Origin of the sequence: Martelella alba (assembly GCF_006516955.1) — a bacterium.
Taxonomy (GTDB): Bacteria; Pseudomonadota; Alphaproteobacteria; order Rhizobiales; family Rhizobiaceae; genus Martelella; species Martelella alba.
In genome coordinates this window covers 149456-173054 of the sequence record NZ_VHLG01000002.1, presented here as the reverse complement: position 1 = coordinate 173054, position 23599 = coordinate 149456, and the positions used below count along the sequence as shown (strand labels likewise).

Annotated in this window: 19 protein-coding genes; 15 read left to right on the top strand and 4 right to left on the bottom strand. The window is 59.8% G+C overall.

Annotated elements, in window-relative coordinates; translation table 11 throughout:
• The 4 genes from FJU08_RS04320 (at position 1) to FJU08_RS04305 (ending at position 4134) form a co-directional block, all read left to right on the top strand.
• Positions 1-1008 (top strand): LLM class flavin-dependent oxidoreductase, encoded by a 1008-nt coding sequence (locus tag FJU08_RS04320; RefSeq protein ID WP_235890575.1) that lies wholly within the window; start codon positions 1-3, stop codon positions 1006-1008.
• On the top strand, positions 998-2290 hold the full coding sequence (locus tag FJU08_RS04315) for a threonine synthase (RefSeq protein WP_210245184.1): 1293 nt from the start codon (positions 998-1000) through the stop codon (positions 2288-2290). The genes FJU08_RS04320 and FJU08_RS04315 overlap by 11 nt, the downstream gene beginning before the upstream one ends.
• The gene (locus FJU08_RS04310; protein WP_141147748.1) at positions 2280-3251 is read left to right on the top strand and encodes an LLM class flavin-dependent oxidoreductase; all 972 of its coding nucleotides are present in this window, start codon (positions 2280-2282) and stop codon (positions 3249-3251) included. The genes FJU08_RS04315 and FJU08_RS04310 overlap by 11 nt, the downstream gene beginning before the upstream one ends.
• Before the next feature lie 61 nt (positions 3252-3312).
• The gene (locus tag FJU08_RS04305) at positions 3313-4134 is read left to right on the top strand and encodes an IclR family transcriptional regulator (RefSeq protein WP_141147747.1); all 822 of its coding nucleotides are present in this window, start codon (positions 3313-3315) and stop codon (positions 4132-4134) included.
• Here the strand turns inward: FJU08_RS04305 and FJU08_RS04300 are convergent.
• Positions 4131-5786, bottom strand: a complete 1656-nt coding sequence (locus FJU08_RS04300; RefSeq protein WP_141147746.1) for a U32 family peptidase — start codon at positions 5784-5786, stop codon at positions 4131-4133. The two genes, FJU08_RS04305 and FJU08_RS04300, sit on opposite strands and share 4 nt — an antisense overlap.
• A gap of 308 nt (positions 5787-6094) precedes the next feature.
• On the opposite strand from FJU08_RS04300, the gene FJU08_RS04295 reads away from it, so the two are divergent.
• From FJU08_RS04295 to FJU08_RS04245, 11 genes are all read left to right on the top strand, one after another.
• The gene (locus FJU08_RS04295) at positions 6095-7081 is read left to right on the top strand and encodes a GAF domain-containing protein (protein WP_181409741.1); all 987 of its coding nucleotides are present in this window, start codon (positions 6095-6097) and stop codon (positions 7079-7081) included.
• Positions 7082-7249: 168 nt separating this feature from the next.
• The gene (gene adh / locus FJU08_RS04290) at positions 7250-8761 is read left to right on the top strand and encodes an aldehyde dehydrogenase (RefSeq protein WP_210245188.1); all 1512 of its coding nucleotides are present in this window, start codon (positions 7250-7252) and stop codon (positions 8759-8761) included.
• 134 nt (positions 8762-8895) lie between these two features.
• Positions 8896-9273 (top strand): DUF779 domain-containing protein, encoded by a 378-nt coding sequence (locus FJU08_RS04285; RefSeq protein WP_235890597.1) that lies wholly within the window; start codon positions 8896-8898, stop codon positions 9271-9273.
• A 280-nt stretch (positions 9274-9553) separates the two neighbouring features.
• Positions 9554-10915 (top strand): M16 family metallopeptidase, encoded by a 1362-nt coding sequence (locus tag FJU08_RS04280; RefSeq protein WP_181409740.1) that lies wholly within the window; start codon positions 9554-9556, stop codon positions 10913-10915.
• Positions 10912-12300 (top strand): peptidase M16 family protein, encoded by a 1389-nt coding sequence (locus tag FJU08_RS04275; RefSeq protein ID WP_141147742.1) that lies wholly within the window; start codon positions 10912-10914, stop codon positions 12298-12300. The genes FJU08_RS04280 and FJU08_RS04275 overlap by 4 nt, the downstream gene beginning before the upstream one ends.
• A 374-nt stretch (positions 12301-12674) precedes the next feature.
• On the top strand, positions 12675-13823 hold the full coding sequence (gene fucO, locus FJU08_RS04270) for a lactaldehyde reductase (protein ID WP_141147741.1): 1149 nt from the start codon (positions 12675-12677) through the stop codon (positions 13821-13823).
• Between the two features lie 248 nt (positions 13824-14071).
• Positions 14072-15184 carry an ABC transporter ATP-binding protein gene (locus tag FJU08_RS04265; RefSeq protein WP_141147740.1) on the top strand — a complete coding sequence of 371 codons (1113 nt, stop codon included), beginning with the start codon at positions 14072-14074 and terminating at the stop codon, positions 15182-15184.
• Between the two features lie 43 nt (positions 15185-15227).
• Positions 15228-16184 (top strand): ABC transporter substrate-binding protein, encoded by a 957-nt coding sequence (locus tag FJU08_RS04260; RefSeq protein WP_141147739.1) that lies wholly within the window; start codon positions 15228-15230, stop codon positions 16182-16184.
• Positions 16185-16217: 33 nt separating this feature from the next.
• The gene (locus FJU08_RS04255; RefSeq protein ID WP_141148128.1) at positions 16218-17891 is read left to right on the top strand and encodes an ABC transporter permease; all 1674 of its coding nucleotides are present in this window, start codon (positions 16218-16220) and stop codon (positions 17889-17891) included.
• A 227-nt stretch (positions 17892-18118) separates the two neighbouring features.
• The gene (locus FJU08_RS04250) at positions 18119-19942 is read left to right on the top strand and encodes an SLC13 family permease (RefSeq protein ID WP_141147738.1); all 1824 of its coding nucleotides are present in this window, start codon (positions 18119-18121) and stop codon (positions 19940-19942) included.
• A gap of 138 nt (positions 19943-20080) precedes the next feature.
• On the top strand, positions 20081-20584 hold the full coding sequence (locus tag FJU08_RS04245; protein WP_141147737.1) for a GAF domain-containing protein: 504 nt from the start codon (positions 20081-20083) through the stop codon (positions 20582-20584).
• A 104-nt stretch (positions 20585-20688) separates the two neighbouring features.
• Here the strand turns inward: FJU08_RS04245 and FJU08_RS04240 are convergent, their stop codons facing one another.
• From FJU08_RS04240 to FJU08_RS04230, 3 genes are all read right to left on the bottom strand, one after another.
• Positions 20689-21975: a TRAP transporter large permease gene (locus tag FJU08_RS04240; protein WP_141147736.1), complete on the bottom strand. Its 1287-nt coding sequence runs from the start codon at positions 21973-21975 to the stop codon at positions 20689-20691.
• Between the two features lie 3 nt (positions 21976-21978).
• Positions 21979-22506 carry a TRAP transporter small permease gene (locus tag FJU08_RS04235; protein WP_141147735.1) on the bottom strand — a complete coding sequence of 176 codons (528 nt, stop codon included), beginning with the start codon at positions 22504-22506 and terminating at the stop codon, positions 21979-21981.
• A gap of 90 nt (positions 22507-22596) precedes the next feature.
• Positions 22597-23583, bottom strand: coding sequence for a C4-dicarboxylate TRAP transporter substrate-binding protein (locus tag FJU08_RS04230; RefSeq protein WP_141147734.1), 987 nt, complete (start codon positions 23581-23583; stop codon positions 22597-22599).
• Positions 23584-23599: the final 16 nt, after the last annotated feature.

Here is a 23599-nt window from a genome sequence, read left to right as displayed (position 1 = left end):
ATGCTGGTCAGCGCAGGATTGCCCACGGGTATGGAAGGTTTGACCTATCCGATCCCGTTCTCGTCACCCGAAACCCTTCTTCAGATTGCCCAGCATGCCGAAAAGCACGGCTATCACTCGGTCTGGGGCAATGATCACATGACCACCCAGCATTATGTGCGTGAGGAATTTCCAACCCCGCCGCGTTTCTGGGAGCCGCTGATCACCTATGCCTATCTGGCCGCCCATACCAAGACGCTGCGCTTTGGCACCGGTGTTCTGGTGCTGCCGATGCGCCGCGATATCGTGGTCACCGCCAAGCAGATCGCAACGCTTGATCATCTTTCCGGCGGCCGCGTCGAGATTGGCGTCGGCGTTGGCGCCTACCGCGAGGAATTTGATGCGCTGTGGCCGGATTCCGGCGCCCATCGCGGCGATATGGTGGAAGAGGGGGTTGATGCGCTCAACGTCTTGTTCAGTGAACGTGCGGCAAGTTTCGACGGCAAATATTACCAGTTCCGCGATGTCGAATTGTGGCCGAAGCCGATGCAGAAGAAGCTGCCGATCTATTTCGGCGGCAACAGCCCGAAACATCTCGCCCGTGTCGCCCGTGCGGCCGATGGCTGGATCCCGGCCGGCATGGATGTCACCAAGCTTGGCGGTCTGGTCGACCAGCTGAAGACGATGGCCTCCGAGGCAGGGCGTGATCCCGAGACGATCGAGATCGCGCCGCAATATGTCTGCCATATCGGCAAGACGCGCGAGGAGGCCTATGCCCGTTTCCGCCAGAGCCAGATGTGCAAGCATCTGATCTCGCTGAAGAAATCGACGATGAAGAATGAGGGTGCGCAGAATCTGGAGGAGATCAACCTGATCGGCACGCCGGAAGAGGTGGTTGAAAAGGCGCTGAAGGCAAGGGCCGCCGGTGTGACCCATCTGCTCGGCCTCTATTTCGCTGCCAATGACGTGCCGGAACTGCTTGATCAGATGCAGATCTTCGCAGAGGAAGTCATGCCGCATGTCGTCTGAGACGAAGCTGAATAATGCTGGCCCGGCGCTTGAAATCGCGCCGGGCTCGCTGGCCATCGGCCAGCGTTCGCTCGGTGATCCGAGCCGTCTCTTCCCGTTGACACCGGTGATCGTTGACGGCTGCCCGGCATCGTCGGGCGAGGCGATGCAATATCCGCTCGAAATCGATTACGACTATGATGCGGTGGATCGCCGTCTTTTTGAGCAGGCGCCGGGCCCTGGTCTCGATCGCTGGGCACCGCTTTTGCCGCCTCTGGCAAAGGGCCTATCGATGGGCGAGGGCGGAACGCCGCTGATTGCTGCCGAAGCATTTGGCCGCTCGATCGGCATTGCCGGTAATCTCTATCTGAAAGACGAAAGCCGCAATCCGACCTGGAGCCATAAGGACCGGCTCAATCTCTGTGTCGTCAGCGCAGCGATTGCCTCAGGGGCCCGCGGCATTGCCGTTGCCTCATCCGGCAATCACGGCGCGGCGGCGGCGGCCTATGCGGCGCGCGCCGGATTGCCGTGCGTGGTGGTCACCAGCGGTGGCATGCCGCCCGCCTTCCGCGATTTTCTGATGTCGCTTGGCGCCCGTGTCGTCGTCACGCCCGAGGATCGCCGCTGGCCGGTGCTGCGTCGCATTGTCAACGAGACCGGCTTCATGCCGGCCAGCAATCTGACGCGCTTTCACACCGGCAATCCCTATGGCCCTGAAGGATACAAGACCATAGCCTATGAGCTGTTTCTCCAGCTTGATCATACGGTGCCGGACCATATCCTGGCGCCGACCGGCTATGGCGAAATGCTGTTTGGCGTGTGGAAGGGTTTTCAGGAGCTGAAGCGGCTCGGTCTTGTTGACCGGCTGCCGACAATCTATGCCTGCGAACCGGCGATACGCGGTCCGTTGCGGCGTGCCGTCTCCTCCAATGCAGCGGCAGCTGAGGTTTCAGGCCCGGCTTCGATAGCAGTTGGCATTGCCTGTGCGGTGAGCAGTTATCGCGGGGCGGTGGCGATTGAAAGCCGGGCCGACCGGGCGCTTCCTGCCTCTGAAACCGAGATCGCCGCGATGCGCGCGCGGCTTGCTGCAACCGGTCTCTATCAGGAATTTTCCGGGGTTGCCGGTCTTGCCGCCGCCAGTGAGGCGACGTCGCGAGGGCTGGTGCTGGATGGAAAAGTGGTTGCCATCATGACTTCGTCGGGTCTGAAGGACGTGACACCGACGGGAGCGGAAATCTACGGCGAAGATACGCTTGACGGGCTGATTGACACATTGCGGGAAGGAACGGGCGATGGCGCATGAAATCGGGTTCTCGCTGGAAGGCGGTGAAAACTGGACTGAGACGCTGGCCATGGCGAAGATGATGGACGAGGGTGGGGTCGATACGCTCTGGCTCGCCTGTCATCTGTTCCAGCGCGAGCCGATTGTCCGGGCAACGGCCATTCTCGGGGCGACGAAACGGCTCAAGGTCGCGCTGATGGCGATGAGCCCTTTCAGCATGCATCCGGTCTATATCGCCATGGCGGCGGCAACGCTGGACGAGATGTTTCCCGGCCGGGTCACGCTCTGCCTCGGCGTCGGCGCACCGCGTGACCTTGAAGCCGCCGGCATTGCTGCGGAAAAACCGTTGCCGGTGATGCGCGAGACGGTCGATCTGGTGCGTGCGCTGCTGTCTGGCGAGACGGTGGCCTTTGCTGGACGCCATTTCAATGTCAGCGGCCGGGCGCTGGAAACCGGGCAACGCGCCGTCCCCATCATCCTTGCTGCGTCACGCGAGAAGATGCTCCATCTTGCGGGCTCCCACGCCGACGGCTTGTTGATCAGCGCGGCAACGTCGGTGCCTTTCATTGAGAGCTGTTTCCAGCATGTGGCCGCTGGCGAGGCGGAAGCCGGCCGACGCGGCAAGCGGATCGGCCTTGTCTATTGCGCGATCGAGGATGAGGCGGAAAAAGCCTATGACGGTCTTCGGCGCAAGATGGCTTTCATCCTGCGCGGCATGCATCACAAACAGAATATCGTGCTGGGCGGTGCAACGCTCGATCAGCAGGCTCTGGCGAAAGCCTATGCGGATAGCGACTGGGACGGCGTTGACAGACTTGTCTCCGATGATGTGGTCCGCCGCCACGCCATTGCCGGAACGGCCGAGGATGCGGCGCGGCGCATGAGCGAATATGAGACGGTCGGGCTGGATCAACTGGTGATTTCGGGTGTTAAGACGGCTGACGAACTGCAGCATCTGCTTGATCATATGAACATTGGATGATGCGGTGGGGCGGTCCCGCCACGTTAACTCATTTTGACGATTGGAAAGTGCTTTGCTAGAATTGGACGAACAAGGAATAACCGACCTGCCGAAGTCCACGACCGATCTCGACGCCAATCAGTCGCTTTCCAAGGCTCTTCAGATCATCAAGATGCTGAGCGCCACCGAAGGCGATATCGGCGTGCGTGAACTTGGCCGCAGGCTGTCGATCCCGCCAAGCGTGGTGCATCGGCTTCTGGCGACGCTGAAAAATCATGATTTCGTCGAGCAGGATCCGCGCACCATGCGTTACCGCGTCGGTTTCGGCCTTTACGGCGCCGGCCAATCCTATCTGATGCAGCGCACCCTTGCCGATGCTGCACTGGAAGAATTGCAGCAACTTTCGATGAAATTTCAGATGAGCGCCTATCTCGGCGTGTTGCATGACACCGAGATCGTCTATTTCCTGTCGTTGCCCGGTGCGCCGATGTCAGTCAATCCGCAGCCGGGCCGCACCGTGCCGATCCACACCACGGCACTTGGCAAGGTCATTCTTGCCGGCATGGACAGCGACGAACTTGAAGCCTGTGTGCGCCGGCTGGATTTCCGCCGGCATACCGACAAGACGGTCACGGATATTGGCCATTTCCTGAAGGAAGTCGAGACCTGCCGCATCGCCGGTTATGCGACCTGTCTGGAAGAAAATCTCGACGGGATCTTTGCGGTCGGCGTGCCGGTGCATGACGAGCGCGGTGATGTAGTCGCCGCCATCAGTCTCGGCAATTCCGATGGTCCGGAATTTCACCGCCTGCTCGAACCGATCATTGCCGAACTGCACAAGGCGGCCGGACGGATCAGCGAGAAACTCGGCCGTCCGGTCAGGGTCAGGAACGGGAAGGGCTAGCCCATCCGTTCGCGCATATTGCGCTCCAGCATTTCACCCGGCTTCTTCTTTTCCAGAAGGGCGCGGGCCTTTGCATAGTCCGGGTCGTTCCAGAAGATCAGACAGCCATTGCAGCCGCGGCCGCAGCAACCCTCGACGCCGCGGCGTGAGGTGCGGGCCCGCTTGTCCATGGTTTCGGCGCTGATGGCATCCTGAAGCTTTTTCGCCTGGTTGCGCCACGCGCCCTCGCGTGCGGTATCGCCCAGCTCGATCTTCTGGGCGAGGCGGTCGAGTTTCAGCCGCCGCCATTCTTCCTCGCTCAAAAGGCTTTCCTTGCGGATGATTGTGAAAGGCGGGAATTTCGCCCGCATGTCCTCAGCGGCTTCGTGATCGAAGGCGGTGAAGGGCACGAAAATGCGGTGTTTGCGGGCGCCTTCCACGGTTTCAAGCGTCTCTTCCGGCGCACCATCCAGCTGGAAGCCGTAAAGGCGCAGCAGAACCGGCTGGGCATCGGCGTCGGGTGGCAGGAATTCCAGCACGTCACCGGCATCGAGCCGGTTCTTCAGTTCCACCACAAGCCCGTCTTCGCGCGCTTCGTGCACGATCCCGGCATATTCCCATGGGGCGGTGGTGCGGGTGTTTTCGTAATTATGCGCATAGTTCTGCAGCCGGCCCTCATGAAAGGCGATGGTATAGCCACGGTTACCCGCACCCTCCAGCGCCTCCATATAGGGTTCGGGCGACCAGTTCTCCGGGTCCCGATACCAGGCATCAATGGCCCGGCGATAGGCGCGGGCGACGCTTGCCACATAATAGGCGCTCTTGTTGCGCCCCTCGACCTTGAGGCTGTCGACGCCGATCGACAGCAGGTCGTCAAGCTTTGGCAGCAGACACATATCTTTGGAATTGAGGATATAGGAGCCGCGCTGATCCTCCTCGATCGGCATCAGTTCACCCGGCCGGCAGCCTTCTTCCAGCACGAATTCGAACAATTCGAGATTTTCCTGCGAAAGCGGCAGCTCCTTGATGGTGCCGTCCTTGAGCCGCATGTGAACCTTGTATTGCCAGCGGCAGGAATTGGCGCAATTGCCCTGATTGGCGCCACGCTCGGCCATGAAATTCGACAGAAGACAGCGCCCGGAATAGGTCATGCACATGGCGCCGTGGATGAAGCTTTCCAGCCGGACATCAGGGCAGTGGTCCCGGATCTCGCGCATTTCGGCAAAGGTGACCTCGCGGGCCAGCACCACCAGATCGGCGCCCTGATCCTTCCAGAAATCGACCGTCAGCGAGGAGCAGACATTGGCCTGGGTGGAGATGTGAAGCGGGATGCCGGGCGCGTGCTTGCGCACATAGTGGAACACGCCCGGATCGGCGATGATGACGCCGTCGGGACGGATCTCTCTCAGCGTTTCGACATAGAGGCCAAGCTTTTCGATATCCTTGTTATGGGTGAAAAGGTTCAGCGTCAGATAGACCCGCACATTGTGGCTATGGGCAAAGGCAATGCCCTCTTTCACGTCTTCGAGCGAGAATTGCGACTTGGTGCGAAGTGACATGTCTGGCGTGCCGAGATAGACGGCATCCGCGCCGTACAAGACGGCGACCTTTAGCCGTTCCAGCGAGCCGGCAGGCATCAGAAGTTCGGATCGGCGATCTGGCAGTTCGGTCATGGCAAGGTGCTCCCGCCGGGGTGGCTGTCCCGGCATTTCGTGCCGGTTCTATAGGGCGGCGGGCGTGGGCATGCGAGAGACTCTGTCAATCGTTCTGGCGAAAATCAGGCCTCACGCGCGTTTTTGCCGGATTTGTGGCATTCGCGACCCGCTTGTATTTGTCTTTCGTCAAGGCTGACGGGCGTCGATCTTTCCTGTATCATCATGCGATCAGTCACCGGAATGAGGAGCCGGCGGCTGATCCAAGCGGCCCGGCGTCCTGACATGAGCGATGAAAGAGGCCGCATCGATATCGGGAGGAGATATCCATGGCCGTGACGAGACAGACGGCGATTGGTGGCATGCATGCCGACAAGGTGCTGGCAACGGCGCTTTCGGCGCGCGGACCGGCTGCATCGCCCATTGCCGCCTCGTGGTGGCGTTCCATTGTTCAACACAATCTCGATCCGTCGGGTGTCGCAGGCATGCGGCCCGAACGGCTGGATGCTAAGGCGCTGAAGGAGCGCCGCCAGCGCAGCGATCTCATGCTTTCGGCTGCGGGTGGCCGGCTTGATTTTCTGTTTCGCTGCGTCTCGCAATCCGCCTGTGGTGTGTTCCTGAGTGATGCCGATGGCGTGGTGCTGGACAAGCGCTGGCGGGACGGTGATCAGGAAAGTTTCGAATTGTGGGGGCTGCGTCCGGGGCGCGTCTGGGCGGAAGCGGTGGAGGGCACCAACGGTATCGGCACCTGCCTTGCCGAACTTCGTCCGGTGATTATCCATCGGGACGAACATTTCTTCGATCGCAACATCGCCATGAGCTGCATTGATGCACCGATCTTCGGCCCCGACGGCACGCTGATCGGCGCGCTCGATATTTCGTCGGCCCGCAGCGATCAGACCGCGTCGGCCAATCAGATGATTGCCGCCCTGGTTCAGCAGACGGCCCGGCTGATCGAGGCGGATTGCTTTCGCCGCGCCCATGACGGTCATCGCATCACCCTTGTCGACGGGCATGAGGAGGCCGGCGAGGCGACGGCGCTTCTGGCGCTCAGCGCCGATGATCTGGTGGTCGGCGCCACGCGGGCGGCCCGTCAGGCACTGGGGCTGCAGCTTTCAGGCAGCTTTGCCCCCGTGCCCGCCGGGGATCTTCTCGGGCATGGTGATGAGCGGCGCGGCTTCGATCCGGCCGAGCGGGCCGTTCTGGTGCAGGCGCTGGCGCGGCACAGCGGCAATGCCAGCCGGGCGGCACGCGATCTCGGGATCGGCCGGGCAACGCTTTACCGCCGGATGAAGCGGCTGGGCATGGCGCCGTGATCTGCGCCGCAATGATCTGGCGCCTGGCATTTCGCTTTTGTCCGCAAAACTGTCTCGCCGCTGAGACAGCTTGATGCAATTTAACACATCGCCGCGGTGACAGCTAAGAACAGGCGGCGCACACTTCCTGTCAGTTCTGAAAGATCTGGGAGGAGAATCATGAACGAAATGCTGAAACCCGAAGGGCTTCTGAAATCCCCCTTCAAGGCGCGCTATGACAATTTCATCGGCGGCAAGTTTGTTCCGCCGAAGAACGGGCGCTATTTCACCAATACAACACCGATCACCGGTGCGCCGATCAATGAGATCGCGCGATCCGATGCCGATGACATCAATCTCGCACTTGATGCTGCCCATGCCGCCAAGGGCAAATGGGGTTCGACCGCGCCGACCGAGCGCGCCCGTGCACTGCTGAAGATCGCCGATACGATCGAGGCCAATCTGGCGCTGCTGGCAACGGCGGAAACCTGGGACAATGGCAAGCCGATCCGCGAGACGATGAATGCCGATATTCCGCTCGCCGCTGACCACTTCCGCTATTTCGCCTCGGTGCTGCGCGCCCAGGAAGGCTCGATGAGCGAGATCGACGATGATACGATCGCCTATCATTTCCATGAGCCGCTCGGCGTTGTCGGTCAGATCATTCCCTGGAACTTCCCGATCCTGATGGCTGCCTGGAAACTGGCACCGGCCATTGCCGCAGGCAATTGCGTGGTCATCAAGCCGGCGGAACAGACACCGGCCTCGATCATGGTGCTGGCCGAGCTGATCGCCGATATCCTGCCGCCCGGTGTGCTCAATATTGTCAATGGCTTCGGTCTTGAGGCGGGCAAGCCGCTGGCCCAGAGCCCGCGCATTGCCAAGATCGCCTTTACCGGCGAGACGACGACCGGCCGTCTGATCATGCAATATGCCACCGAAAACCTGATCCCCGTGACGCTGGAACTCGGCGGAAAATCGCCCAATATCTTCTTCAAGGATGTGATGCGCGAGGATGACGGCTTCCTCGACAAGGCGATCGAAGGCTTTGTGTTCTTCGCGCTCAATCAGGGGGAGGTCTGCACCTGCCCCAGCCGTGCGCTGATCCAGGAGGATATCTATGATGCCTTCATGGAAAAGGCGATTGCCCGCACCAAGGCGATCATTCAGGGCGATCCGCGTGCCGATAACACGATGATCGGCGCTCAGGCGTCCAGCGAGCAGAAGGAAAAGATCCTCAGCTACTTCGATATCGGCCGTCAGGAAGGTGCCGAAGTGCTGATCGGCGGTGCTGCTGCCGATCTCGGCGGTGATCTCTCCGGCGGTTATTACATCCAGCCGACGATCCTCAAGGGCCACAACAAGATGCGGGTGTTCCAGGAGGAGATCTTCGGCCCGGTCGTGTCCGTCACCACCTTCAAGGACGAGGCGGAAGCGCTTGAGATCGCCAATGACACGCTTTACGGCCTCGGGGCCGGCGTGTGGTCGCGCGATGCCAATACCTGCTATCGCTTCGGCCGTCACATTCAGGCGGGCCGCGTCTGGGTCAATAATTACCATGCCTATCCGGCCCATGCCGCCTTCGGCGGCTACAAGCAGTCCGGTATCGGCCGTGAGACCCACAAGATGATGCTCGATCATTATCAGCAGACCAAGAACCTGCTGGTGAGCTACTCGACGGACAAGGTCGGCTTTTTCTAGGCCGTCACCTTCGGTGGTGATGCGGATATTTCCGGTTCGCAACGGGCGGAATGGTTCTCGCCCGTTGCCTCGCAAAGCGAATGCGGGAGGTTTTCATGGACGAGCAAGCGATCAGCTGTGTGACCGATCAGGATCTGCCTGATGGCGCGACGCGCCACTGTCGCGTCACCGCGACGGATGCGGCGCGAGCGCTGATCCGCGAGATCCGGGCCGACCATGGAGACATCATGTTTCATCAGTCGGGTGGCTGCTGTGATGGCTCGTCGCCCATGTGCTACCCGAAATCAGAATTCCACCTTGGCACAAGCGATGTGCGCCTCGGTGAAGTGGAAGGGGCGGAGGTCTATATTTCCGGCCCGCAATTTGTAGCCTGGAGACATACCCAGCTGATCCTCGATGTCGTTCCCGGGCGCGGCGGCATGTTCAGTCTCGACAATGGACGTGAGAAACGTTTCCTCACCCGTTCACGTCTGTTTTCTGAAGAAGAGCTAGCCGCGCTCGATCCTCCCTGACCGTAGTGGACGCGAAGACGCCCCCTTTAAGGGGGCACCGGTGCAAAGGCACTCCAAAGCGCTGGCGTTAAGGATGCCGATTGCTTGATTGCCTCTTGTTCGCATCCGGACGGGAAGGCGAATGCATTGAAAAATATATAGTAATTATTTTTGCTTTATGTCTGGTCTATCCCGAAAATGGCCGCAGAGAGGCGGCGCTTGCCCATCATTGCTGATCGGAATGGTGGCTTTTCCATTGTGTCGCGGAAATCTGTCACCCCGTTGATGCATGGAGAAAAGCTTGAGACGGATAGTTATCGCCTGGGGTGCCGGCCTTATCTGTGCGCTGGGTGCTGCCACCGTGATCTGGTGGTTGGGCGGCGCTTCGCCAAAGGTCGTTTTCGAGCTCGAAGGGACGCCGTTCCGGCGCGCCATTCTGATTCAGGACCCGAATGCCCCGGATATCCGCACCACGATCAATGTTCTCGTTGGCGAAGCGGATATGCAGGGCCCGGAAGGGCAGGCACATTATCTTGAACATCTGCTGGCGCGGCAGATTGGCATGCTGGCGCATGGCTCCAGTGATGCCCGCAAAGCCAATGCGACCACAACGGATCTCCTGACCTATTACTGGTATGCCAGCGACAGGGACAGTTTCGACAAATCCGCTGCCGATCTCATGCGCATTTTTGATCCGCTCACGATTGATGAGGACTTTGCGCGCGAAGAACGGGAAATCGTTGTCCGCGAATATGATCTGCGCATGCTTGAAGCACCCTTTCGGCGGGCCGATACGGCTCTTGAACGGGCGATTTTTGCCGGTACGGGGCTGGCGCGCGATGTCATCGGTACGCCGGAGGAGATCAGGCACTTCACCCTGAAGGATGCCGGAGCAATCCATGAACGGTTCTATCGGCCGGAAAATGCTGTTCTCGTTGTCCAAGGCAATATCCGTCCTGACGAGGTTATAGCCGCCCTGCCGAAAGACCTGCCGGCCTGGACCGGTGACAGAAAGATAGTGCCGCCGGTCTTTGATTTTCAGCCTGCAGCCCGCCACGCCAGACAGGTTCTGCAGGAAAAGGATGAAAAACCCTTCCTGCTTGCTGAAACACTTGTGGAATTGCCGCAGAAAACGCCGGTTCTCGAAACCTGGCGGCAGGCAAGCCTGTTCGCAGATATTATGGAGACGGCGTTGCCCGGTGGGCTTTTTCGGCCGCTGTCCTTCGATGCCTTTGTCGCGACAGATCTGGACGTGTGGTACGCGGCAAGGGACGAGCGGCATTATACGTTAAAGATAAGCCTGTATCCCGATCGCGGCATTGTGCTTGATGAGGCGCAACGCCTGCTTCGCCAGACCCTGGACGGCATCGTTGAAAACGGTATTCCGGCTGATAGTTGCGAGCGTGTGCGCAAGCGGAGGGCGGCAAAACATACCGCCGATGACGATCCTCGCATCAAGGCAAATAGAATGGCCAGCGCCATCGGCTCTGCGCTGCGGATGCGGAGCCTGCCGCTGGACCTTGCGGAGTTCGAATATAGGGGCGAGGCGAGCTGTAAAAGCCTGAATGCCTTTGTGAAAACGCTCCGGGGCAATGCGGCGAGCGCCGTCGTCTTTGTTGAACCCATCCCGTCACCGGCGCAGTCAGAGGCATCGGAACAATGATACGAATTGCGATTCTGGCCGGTATTCTCCTGATCTGCAGCGGTTGCAGCAGCAAGGCCCCGATCGTTCGGGAGGAAACATCGGCAACAGGCATCGACTACGCCTTCATTCCGATGACCGATATTGCGGATCGTCGCAAAGCCAAGGACGATGCCCGCGTTGCCATACGGGTTATCTGGGCATCGGACTGGGCGGCGCGCAGCGATCGCAACCAGATGCTTCCGGGGTTTGCGGCCGGCCTTCTGCCTTATGCCGGATGGCCGGTTTTGAAACCGGCCGATACGATCGAGCAGATGGCCGATTACAGGGCGAGCTATGCGCTTCACGCCTGGCCTGGCGGCGTCACTTTGGGGCTTTCGGTGCCCAGGCAATATCTGAATGCGGCGGTTGAACACCTCAACACACTTCTGACACATCCGGCACTCGAGTCGAAATGGTTTGACCGCTATCAGGATGAGCGGAGGCGCGACATCACTGAAACCGGCCTGAAAACCTGGTCCAGGCTCTGGGCCGCAGCGTCCTATATGATCTTTGACGATACGCCGCTTCGTATCGCCGTTGCCAGAGATCGGGCGGACCTTGCCGGTGCGATCACGCAGGATGATGTGCGTGTCTGGAGCAATCAAACATTCCAGCGGGCTGGCGCAAAAGTGGCAATTGCCGGCCCCCTGTCCGCCAGCGAGGCGGATGCCGCTATTGACCAACTCTTTGCCGGGCTTGCTGAGGGGGAAATTGTTGAGGTCCCTCCCTTTGCTCTTGCCGTTAAGCCGGAAAAACTGCTCCTTGTCGATCCCGATGCCGGGAAATCTGTCATGGCCTTTTTCGGGCAGATGGATGAGGCGGGGCGCGAAGCGCAGTTCGAACATTATTTCGATAACAGGATCCTGCACCAGATCCTCAATACCGGTATGCTGACCGATGTGGCGCGCGGCGGAGAACGGGCAAGCTACGGTTTCTCGGGGCGTATTCTGCGCTATGCCACTTTCGTGCCGCGCGAGCTGGTGCTGTCCGGCGAGGTTGAAACCGCCAAGATTGCAGCGATTGACGATGCCATTCGCGACGGATACGGGCAGTTCCTGAAGGGCGACATGTCATCTGCAGGCGATCGCCGGAAAGCGATCAAAGGCGATATGGATCTAAAGCGGCGTGATGTCGATGTCGTCGCCGACAACGCGGTGACGCTGATGTCAGTGGGCTTTGGGCCGCAATCCGTGATCCAGTGGCTGAATCAGATCGACCTGGTCGATGAAGACAGCCTGCGCGACACGCTGTCAACCTATCCGCCAATGGCTGCACTCTCCACGATAGTCGTTTCGAAAGACCGAAATGCCCTGCCAGGCGCCTGTGTGATTGCGGCCCCGGAAGAGGCTGTGGGCTGCCCTTAGAAGATTTATGCACGACCGCCATGAAATTCAGCTTCATGGGACCGTGGGAACGTTTCGTGTCGGGTGACTGTAACAAGGACCTTTCCCAATGCGCCTTCGGCCCGTTTTTACGATGAAAAGTGCCGCTTAAGGCCATTACAAACCGCATCACTTGCGCAAAGGCAATGCGCGCGGCGTGTTCTCGTTGTTAGTTTCGGGAGCGGCCGGGGTCTTGATGCCTCGAATGTCCCGGTCGGGCAGCAGGGCGCGCGGATGCCACCCTTTGTCGGCTCTCTCTTCAACGTCAAGACCGCTCGGGGCACGGCCTGGCAGACCAGGTTTCAAGGCGATACGCCGCGCGTGCTCGACGGCGATGCCGCAGGGAAGGAAACAAAATGTATCGGATGATCTTGAATGAGACGTCATATTTCGGTGCCGGTGCGCGGTCCGAGCTTGTGGGCGAAGTGCAGCGGCGGGGCTATAGCAAGGCGCTGATCGTCACCGATGATGTGCTGACCAAAGCGGGCGTTGTCGCCAAGGTAACGGCGCTGCTGGACGCGGCGGGGCTGCCCTATGCCATCTACGACAAGGTCATGCCGAACCCGACCATTGCCTGTGTCTTGGCCGGCATTGATGCCTATAAGGCGGCCGGTGCCGACTATCTGATCGCGATTGGCGGCGGCTCGCCACAGGATAGCTGCAAGGCGATCGGTATTGTCATCAACAATCCCGAATATGCCGACATCCGCTCGCTTGAAGGTGTTGCGCCGACGAAAAAGCCGTCCGTGCCGATTATTGCGCTTGCTACGACGGCTGGCACGGCGGCCGAAGTCACCATTAATTATGTGATCACGGATGAGGAAAAGAAGCGCAAATTCGTCTGTGTCGACCCGCATGACATTCCGCAGGTTGCCATTATCGATAGCGAGCTGATGGCATCGATGCCGACTTCACTGAAGGCGGCAACCGGCATGGATGCGCTGACCCATGCGATTGAGGGCTATATCACAAAGGGGGCCTGGGAACTGACCGATGCGCTGCATATCAAGGCGATCGAGATCATTGCCCGTTCGCTGCGCGCCTCCTGCGCCGGTGAGCCGGAAGGGGTGGAGGAAATGGCGCTCGGCCAATATGTCGCCGGCATGGGCTTTTCCAATGTCGGGCTCGGCCTGGTTCACGGCATGGCCCACCCGCTTGGCGCCTTCTATGACACGCCGCATGGCGTTGCCAATGCCATCCTGCTGCCGACCATCATGGCCTATAATGCGGACTTCACCGGCGAGAAATACCGCGATATCGCCATCGCCATGGGGGTTGAGGGGGCTCTTGCCATGAGCCTCGCCGAGGTTCGCAAGGCAGCAGTCGATGCGGTGCGTCAGCTCTCTGTCGATGTCAAAATTCCGACCAAGCTGAGTGATGTCGGTGTGAAGGCAGAAGATGTCGAGGCACTGTCCGAAGCCGCCATGGCTGACGTCTGCACCGGCGGTAATCCGCGTGAGGCAAAGATCGAAGAGGTTCGTGCGCTCTATCGCGCGCTTCTGTGACGCCGACGCTACAATTTGAGGCAAGGATGTCAGGCCGGTGCGCAAACGCACCGGCTTTTCCCGTTCCGTCGCCACCAGAGGGCGATGCGCCGGAAAGGCCGCGATAGGGTTCCAATGGAAATTTGTTAGCGCTGGCTTTCGCTGGTCATAAAACTGTTATGTGAATTGCTTATGACACAGGCGGCATTTTGTGATCGGCGCCTGTCCTCCATTGGTCTAAGGCGGCACGATGAGGGGAATGAAATTCAATGTCGCCTGCAAGCGCAGCACCGGTTGACTTGGTGCGGGAACGGTCACATTCGGCTGGAGCCCGCGTCGACGTGTCGGGTGTTGCCAAGCATTTCGGCGACAATGCGGTTCTCAAATCCATCAATCTGTCGATTGCCCCGGGTGAGGTCGTGGCCCTTCTGGGGCCCTCGGGCTCTGGCAAGACAACGCTGCTGCGTATGCTTGCCGGGCTCATGGCGCCGAGTGAAGGTCGCATCGCCATCGGCGATACGGTGGTGGCCGATGCGGCGACGGGAAAGCTGGTGCCGCCGGAAAAGCGGTCCATTGGCATGGTGTTTCAGGATTATGCGCTCTGGCCGCATATGAGTGTCGCCGGCAATGTTGCCTTTCCGCTGGAGGTGCAGCATGTGGACCGTGCCGAGCGCAAGACGCGCGTTGCCGAAGCGCTGGATCTGGTGGCGCTTGGCCCCTTCGCCGAGCGCAGTCCGGCCACTCTTTCGGGCGGGCAGCAGCAGCGTGTGGCGCTGGCGCGTGCCGTTGTTTCACGGCCGTCCCTCATTCTCTTTGACGAGCCGCTTTCCAATCTCGATCGCGAATTGCGCGAACAGCTGGTGGTTGATATCGCCGCGCTTGTGCGATCGCTCGGCATGACCGGCGTCTATGTCACGCATGACCATGCGGAAGCCTTTGCCATTGCCGATCGCGTCGCGGTCATGGCCGATGGTTATATCCTGCAGATCGCCGCACCGGAGACGCTGGTGCAGCAGCCGGCCAATGCCGAGGTCGCGTCCTTCCTCAAGCTTGGTCTGCTGATCCCGGCGCGCAAGAGTGCCGCCGGTATCGTGGTCGAGCGCGAAGGCACGGTGCTGCAGCCGCCGCAAGGCTTTGCCGGTGACGATGGCAAGGGCCATTTGTTCGTGCCGCGCGCCGCCCTTGAAATCAGCGGACCGGGCGAGGGGTACCTTGCCGGACGAGTCGTGCATTCGATGTTCCGGGGCGACGGTTATTCGCTGCGTTTGCAGCTTGATTGCGGCATCGATGCTGATCTTGCCAGTGCGCAACCGAGCGCCGACGGCGCGGCGGTCAGTCTTTCATTTGCCTGGGAAACCGTGCGCTGGTTTGGCGATAATTGAACTGAATTTGAATGCAACCCATTGCTGGATAGGGGACTACAGTATGAAGAAGACATTGGGCATTATTGCTGCCACGACCTTGGGACTGCTGATGGCCGGAACCGCATCGGCTGAAAGCCTGACGGTCTACAGTGCCGGTCCCGGTGCGCTGATCGAAAAGCTTGCTGCCGGCTACAAGGCCAAGACCGGCGATGATATCGTCGTCTTTCAGGCCACCACCGGCAAGGTGATGGCGCGTCTTGCGGCCGAACAGTCCAATCCGGTTGCCGATGTGGTGATCTCGGCGTCCTGGGATACGGCCACCGACTTCGACGCCCAGGGCCTGCTGCTCGATTATCAGAGCCCGAACGCCGAAATGGTACCCGATTTCCTCAAATCCTCCGATTATGTTGCCCAGGGCATTTCCGCTCTGGCGCTCGCCTGGAACACGACAAGCGATGTTCCCGAGCCGAAGGACTGGTCCGATCTCGCCGATCCGGCTTACAAGGACATGGTCACCATGCCGGATCCGGCAAGCTCCGGCTCTGCCTATGAGCTGGTATCGGCACTGGTTGCCGATCCGAATATCGGCTGGGATCTGTTTGAAAAGCTGCATGATAACGGCATGATCGTGCCGGGTGCCAATGCGCAGGCGCTGAATCCGGTCCTGCAGGGCTCGCGCGCTGTCGTCTTTGGTGCTGTCGATTATCAGACCATGGGCATGATCGCCAAGGGCGAGAGCATGAAGGTGATCTTCCCGACCACGGGCACCGTGATTGCGCCGCGCCCGATGATGATCCTGAAGTCTTCGACCCATCAGGATGCGGCCAAGGCTTTCATCGACTATGTGTTGTCCGATGAGGGGCAGGCGGCCGTTGCCGGTGCCTTCCTGATGCCGGCGCGGACTGATGTTTCGGCTGATCGTCCGCTGATCTCCGACCTGAAGCTGCTGACGGTTGACGCCGGCGGTGATCGCGAGGCCACGCTCACCAAATTCGCGGATATCTTCGCTTCCAACTGAGCATAAGCCTTGAAACTGACGCGCAGTCACAAGATGAACGACAATGTCGGGGGCGGCTCCATAGCCGCCTTCGTCATTCCCGTGCTTCTGATTCTGATCGCCTTTCCGCTGGTCTTCATCCTGCTGCAGGCGATTTTTCCCGAAATCGGTGCTGGCTCGCTTGCCGGGCCGTTTTCTGCCTTTGGCAAGACGCTTGACGATCCCAAGATCGCGCTTTGGACACTGAACACGCTGAAGCTTGGGGCGGGCGTTGTTCTCGGCTCGGCGATCATCGGCATACCGCTCGGCATGCTGCGCGGCCTGTTCAAAGTGCCGGGCGCGCAGCTGTTCGATCTGATCTTTCTCGTTCCCTTCACCATTCCGCCCTATATCGCCGCCATGGGCTGGATCTTCACGCTTCAGTCACACGGCTATCTCGATCAGGTGACCGGCATCAATCTCGGACGTTTCCTGTTTTCCTACTGGGGCGTTGTCTTCGTGATGACGATGAACGTGTTTCCGGTGGTCTATTTCGCCGTTTCGCGCAGCGTTGCAGCAATTTCCGGGCGCTATCTGGAGGCGGCCCGGGTTCATGGCGCCTCTGCCTGGGTCAGTTTTCTGCGCATTCTCCTGCCAATGGCGGTGCCGGCCATTGCGGCGGGCCTGCTTCTGGTCTTTTCCATGTCGATTGAGGAATTCGGCACGCCCGCCGTGCTTGCGGCGCGCTCCGGCTTTCTGGTGCTCGTCACCGGCGTTGAACAGCGGCTTTCCGATTATCCGATCGATCTTCCGGGCGCGTCGATCCTGTCGATTATTCTCGTCTGTCTCGCCTTTACCGCCTTCATGACGCAGAATTATATCGTCAACAAGCGCGACTACGGCACCATGTCGGGCAAGCCATCGCGGGCCGAGCCGATGGCGCTGAAGCGTTTCAAGCTGCCGGTACTGATCTTTTTCTGTGGCGTGGCCTTCATCGGCACGGTCATGCCAATCGCAGGTGTTCTGATCACCGCCTCGACGCGGACAATCTCCGGCGGGCTGAAGCTTTCCAATCTCTCGCTCGATAATTTCCGGGCGCTGGCCGATAATACGTCCGGGGCAATCGAAGCGCTGACGACAAGCTTCATTCTTGGTGCTTCCACCGCACTGATCACCGGCATTATTGGTGTGCTGACCGCACTTGTGACCGTGCGTCAAAAGACCAAGACCGCGCGCTTTCTTGATTTCCTGAGCCTCACACCCAACACGATTCCCGGCATTGTCCTGGCTGTCGGCATGATTCTGGCCTGGAACCAGCCTTGGCTGCCCCTGACCGTCTACAACACGCCGCTGGTGCTGATTTTCGCCTATTGCTGCCTGCTTTTGCCCTATACGGTGCGCTATGCGACGACGGCGGTCCGGCAGATGGGAACGGGGCTTGAAAATGCCGGACGCGTCAGTGGTGCCGGAACGCTGACGGTGATTTTCCGCATCATCATTCCGCTGATCCTTCCCAATATGATTGCCGCCATGCTGCTGGTGTTCGCGATCGCCTCACGCGAGCTTGTGGCGACCATTCTCCTGGCGCCGCTCGGAACCTCGACGATTGCGACCTTCATCTGGAAGCAGTTCGAACAGGGCTCGGTTGGTCTTGGCATGGCGATGAGTGCGGCTGCCATCCTGATCACGCTTTCCGTTCCTGCGCTCGCCGGTCTGATCACGAAGCGATTCGGTGGTTCGCGCGGTTGAATCTGACTGATCGCGCTGTTGCGGGTGGTGGTTTTCATCTTTGTGCAGAAGGTGCTGGCGAAGGTCGCGGCCCGTAAAGACAGGGTTGGCGGGCCTCATATTGCCTTTCGGCTGGATTTCCCCACTTCGACATATTACTGCCAAATTGACAGCGACCCACAGACAGCGTTTAGTCTGTGGCTTTCATTGCTTGATTAGTTTGTTTGTTCAGAGGATCGTTTGCCGGAATGGAATATTTCCATCTCACCGCGACTTTTGCCATCGTCCTCTTCACGATCGTGCTGTTTGCGATCGACCGCTTCTCCATCGAGACCATATCGCTCAGCGTTCTGGTAACCTTGCTGTTGCTGTTCGGCGTTTTCCCCTACACCGATAGCAGCGGTCATGTTGTTTCGATCGAGAATCTCCTGTCCGGTTTCTCCTCGCCCGCACTGGTCACGGTTCTGGCGCTGCTGATTGTCGGCAAGGGGCTGTTTGCCACCGATGCGCTGGAAGGGGTCACCAACCGGATTGGCAAGCTCTACAGCCGGAAACCTCGTATTTCGGTGGCTGTCATTCTGATCGTGGCCGGCACAACCTCCGCCTTTTTGAACAATACGCCGGTTGTGGTGATCTTCATTCCGGTTCTGGCTTCGCTGGCCGCCAGTTTCCGCCTGCGCGCCTATCAGATATTCATGCCACTATCCTTCATCACCATTCTTGGCGGCATGACGACGACAATTGGCTCGTCGACCAATATGATCGCCGCTGGCATGGCGGCCAAAAGCGGTATCGATATCGGTCTTTTCGACATCTCTGGCCTCGGGGTCATCCTGGCGCTGATCGGCTATGTCTATGTGCTGTTCGTCTTGCCGCGCATCCTGCGCAGCCGTCAGTCCGAGCTGATTGCCAATCCGAAGCAGAAGGGCGCGCTGTTTCTGGGCGAGATCGCGCTCAATCCACAGAGCCGTTTTCTCGGGCTCACACCCACATCCGGCTTTTTTCCAGAGCTTGCGCCTTTCACGCTTCACTCGTTGGTGCGCGACGGGCGGCTGATGCTGCCGCCCTATGACGATACGCTGGAACTGGCTGCCGGCGACAAACTGCAGCTGACCGGTTCCCGAAAGGCCTTCATGAAGCTGGCCGCGCAGGGTGAGGCTGCCGGTATTGCCCAGACCGGGCAGATCGAGACGGCGGGCGCCCGAAAGGTCGGTGCAGACTATCATCTGGCTGAAGCCGTTGTCGCGCCGGGGTCGCGCTTTGAGGGACGGACGATCCGTTTCTGTGGCATTCAGGCCGCCTTTGGCGTCGCTATTTACGGCGTGCTGCGCAAGAACCGCATGGGCCGCGGCGCGCTTGATTACCTGAGACTGGAGGCGGGCGATACAGTTCTGGTCGGTGGCGGCCACGAAGCGATCGGCTCGATGCGCGGCAATCACGATATTCTGCTGCTCGAGCATTCCGCCGAAAGCGTGCCCCCGCGCGACAAGGCGCTGGTGGCAAGCCTGATCTTTGGCGCCATAGTGTTGCTGTCGGCAACCGGCATCTCGCCCATCGTTGTCAATGCCGTGGTGGGAGCGCTTTTGATGATCCTCACCGGCTGCCTGACGCTGGAACAGGCCGCGCGTGCCTTCGAACGGCAGCTTTTCCTGCTGATCGGCGCCTCGATTGCCATGGCAACGGCATTGCAGGCAACAGGTGGCGCGGCGCTGATTGCCAAGGGGGCAGTGTCTCTGGCTGGCGATACATCTGCCGTTGGCGTGATCACTATTCTGTTTGTCACGGTGGCGCTTTTGACCAATATTCTGTCCAACAATGCCTCGGCGGCGCTGTTCATGCCGATCGCGCTTGATATGGCCGACAGGGTCGGCGCACCACCCATGGCCTTCGTTGCAGCGGTCATCTATGCGGCCAATTGCTCCTTCGTCACCCCGATTGCCTACCAGACCAACATGCTGGTCATGGGGCCGGGGCATTACAGTTTCGGTGATTTCGTGCGGGCTGGCACACCGCTTCTGATTTTGATGACGATCTCCTTCGCGCTGCTGGCGCCCTGGTATTACAATCTCTGACCCCATGCGACCGCCGCTGCTGTTTTGCCCTGCGCCAGCGGTAGATGCGTGCGTGGAGATGTCTGGTCATTACCCGGATTGTCGCGACAATGCATTCGGGCGAAGAAAACGCGCCACCGGCGCATAACGGAGACGAGAATGAGCAATCCTGACTACCTGGCCTTCACCCGCGCAATGGCGTCTGACGAGGCGCAGCCGGAAACTGCTTTTGCAGCGCTGGAGGCGCTGGCAAAGGAAATTGTCGGCGTCAAACTCTTCACCGTGATGATTGCCGATACGGCTGCCCGCGTCTCCGAACGGGTCTATTCCAACATGCCCGATGTCTATCCGGTATCGGGCACCAAGCCCTATAATGAAACCTACTGGTCGGATGTGACGCTGAAGCGTCGGGAAACCTTTGTCGCCAACACGATCGAGGCGATCGCCGAGGTCTTTTTCGATCACAAGCTGATCAACGAGCTTGGCTGCCAGTCGGTCATCAATGTCCCCGTCACTGTTGATGGCCAGGTTATCGGCACGATCAACTGCCTGCATGAAGAAGGTTTCTACACGCCGGAGCGTGTCGCCGCCGCCGAGGCGCTGAAACTGCCCGGCGCTGTCTGCGTGCTGTTGCGTGAAAAGCTGAAACAGGCCGTCGCCTGATCTTCCGGGCGCATTTTCTGACATGAAATGGGCCGCTCCGGCTATCCGGTGCGGCCCTCTTTTCGGCCCCCGTGCGTGGCCTTTTCGCATCATGCTGGCAGAGCTCAGCCGCCGCCATAGGCAAGATTTGGCAGGAACAGCACAACACCTGGTGCAAACAGCAGCAGTGCCACCAGCAGGATGATCGCCGCCATGAAAGGCAGGGCCTCGCGGACAAACTCCTCAAGTGGCGTGTCGAGCAGGCTACAGACGGTAAACATGGCGACGCCGACCGGCGGCGTCATCGAGCCGAAGGTGACGATGGTCATCATCAGGATGCCGAAGTGGACCGGGTCGACTCCGGCCTTGACCACGACCGGCACCAGAATCGGTGTCAGAAGCAGAACCAGGATCGTGCTTTCGAAGAACAAGCCGGCGATGAACAGGCCGATCAGGATGACGGCGACAATCAGGATCGGGTTCGACAGGCTTTCCAGCATGAAATGCGCCACGCTCTGCGGCACCTGCAGGAAGATGATGGCAAAACCGATCATCCCGGACATCAGGATGATCAGCATGATCAGGCCGATATCAGACATGGCGTGGCCGAAAGCGCGCTTGATCGCCTCAAAGCTCATGACACCATGGGCGAAGCGGCCAACGGCGATGGCGTAGACCACGGCAAAGGCACCGACTTCCGATGGCGTGAACAACCCGCCACGGATCGAGCCGATCAGAAGCACCGGGAACAAAAGGGCCCATTTGGCATCCCAGGCGGCCTTGCCGAAGGCGCGGGCCGTGGGCTTTTCCATGTCCTGCATCACATAGCCGCGTTTGCGGGCCACGAGCCAGGCGGTCACCATGAGGAAGACCATCATCAACAGGCCGGGGATGATGCCGGCCATGAACAGCCGTCCGATCGAGACCTGCCCGACATAGCCGTAAAGGATCAGGCCGATCGAGGGCGGAATGGTCGCGGTGATCAGCGAGGACAGCGCGATGACGGCCGAGGAATAGCCCTTGGAATAGCCATTTTCGATCATCTGCGGCCCGAGCACGCGGGCTTCCATGGCAGCATCGGCGACCGCCGAGCCGGAGACGCCGCCCATCAGCGTTGACAGGATGATGGCGACCTGTGCCAGACCGCCGGCCATCCAGCCAACGGCGACTTTCGAGAATTTGAACAGCCGGTCGGTGATGTCGCTTTCATTCATCAGATGCCCGGCCAGCACGAAGAAGGGTACGGCCAGCAGCGGAAAGCTCTGTGATACGGTGGCGATCTTCTGTACGCCGATCGAGACCGGCATGACATCGGAGGTGAGAAAGAACACGAAACCGGAAATGCCGATCGCAAAGGCGATCGGAGCGCCCAGAACCATGAGGGCGAAAAAGACGATGCCGATAAGGCCCATGGCTTAGACCTCGCTCTGTGCGGCCGCATCAAGCGCGTCGGCCGTGCTGGTACGGGAGAAGACGAGATAGCGCTTTTCCTTCAGATGCTTCCATGACTGGTAGAGATTGCCGAGCATGGACAGCGACAGCATGGCACAGCCGACAGGAACCGCTATCGTCACATAGGCATAGGAAAGGCCGCTATCGCCGAACTGGCGTTCGCGGTTGAGCATGGTGAGCTTGTAACCTTCTACCGCCAGCAGCATCAAAAAGGCGATGAACAGGGCCGTCAGCAATGTTTCCAGGATCAGCCGGTTACGGTGGGACAGCTTGCGGGCGAGATAATCAACGCCGAGATGGGCGCGTTCGCGCATGGCGCGGGCGGCGCCTAAAAAGCAGAGCCAGATGAAGAGAAGCTGGGCCAGGTCGACCGACCAGATCAGCGGATGGCCGAAAAAGCGCATCAGAGCGGCGATGAACACCAGTATGGTGATGACACCCAGCAGAATTGCGCCGACGGCAAATTCGATACGTGCGAGAAATCCAGGCATGAGAGCCCCCATGACGTGACAGGGAAAAGGCCGCGCGTTTTTGAAAACGCAAGGCGCGGCCTTCTGTTTCAGGGCATTCCGTCGGTGTGCTTACTGGCCTGCGGCAATCGCCTGCAGCTGGTCACGTAGTTCGCCATAGCCGAGTTTGTCGTAAACGCCAGCGGTGGCTTCCTTGAACGGGGTCACATCGATCTCGTTGACTTCAACGCCTTCGGAAATCAGCTGTTTTTCGATGCCGGCCAGCGCATCCTGAGTGCCGTAGGAGGCGATATCGCCCGCCTTAACGGCCTCATCGGTGAGCACGGTCTGGAGATCCGGCGGCAGGCTGTCGAACCAGCCGGCAGAAGTGATCAGGCCGGTGATCAGGTTGATATGGCCGGTCTTGGTGACGACCTTGATAACCTCGTCCAGCTTGGCGCCGACCACGGCGGGAAGCTGGGCTTCAGCACCATCGATCACGTTTGACGACAGGGCGGAATAAACCTCACCCCAGGGCAGCGGTGTCGGGGTTGCGCCCATGGCGGCGATGGTCTCGGTCCAGACCGGCGCGCCCGGCGTGCGCATGCGAATACCCTTCAGATCGGCGGGAACGGTGACTTCCTTTTCCGTCAGCAGATGGCGTTCACCCTGCCACCAGTTGAAGGAAAGCACCTGCAGGCCGGAATTGTCATGCAGCTTTTCGGCCCAGCCATTGAACTGGTCGGACATGACCACCTTGCGGATCCCTTCATAGCCCGATGCCAGGAACGGCGCGCCGAGCACACCGAACTCATTTTCGAAGACGGCAAGGCGGCCGCCATCGACAACAACGGCGACTGGTGCGCCGGCGCGGGCCTGCTCCAGAACGTCCTCATCCGGTCCGAGCTGCGAATTCGGGAACAGGCGCACTTCCAGCTTGCCGTCCGATGCCTTGGCGACATTTTCCTGGAAGGCCTCAAGCCCCTTGTAGAGCGGGTCCGACGTGGCAAGCGCCGTGTTGACGTTAAGAGTATAGTCAGCGGCAAGCGCGCTTGAGGCCATAAGCCCTGCGGCAATGCCTGCGGCGGCGAGTGCAGTCAGTTTGAAATAAGCGGTCATCCAAGTCCTCCCTTTG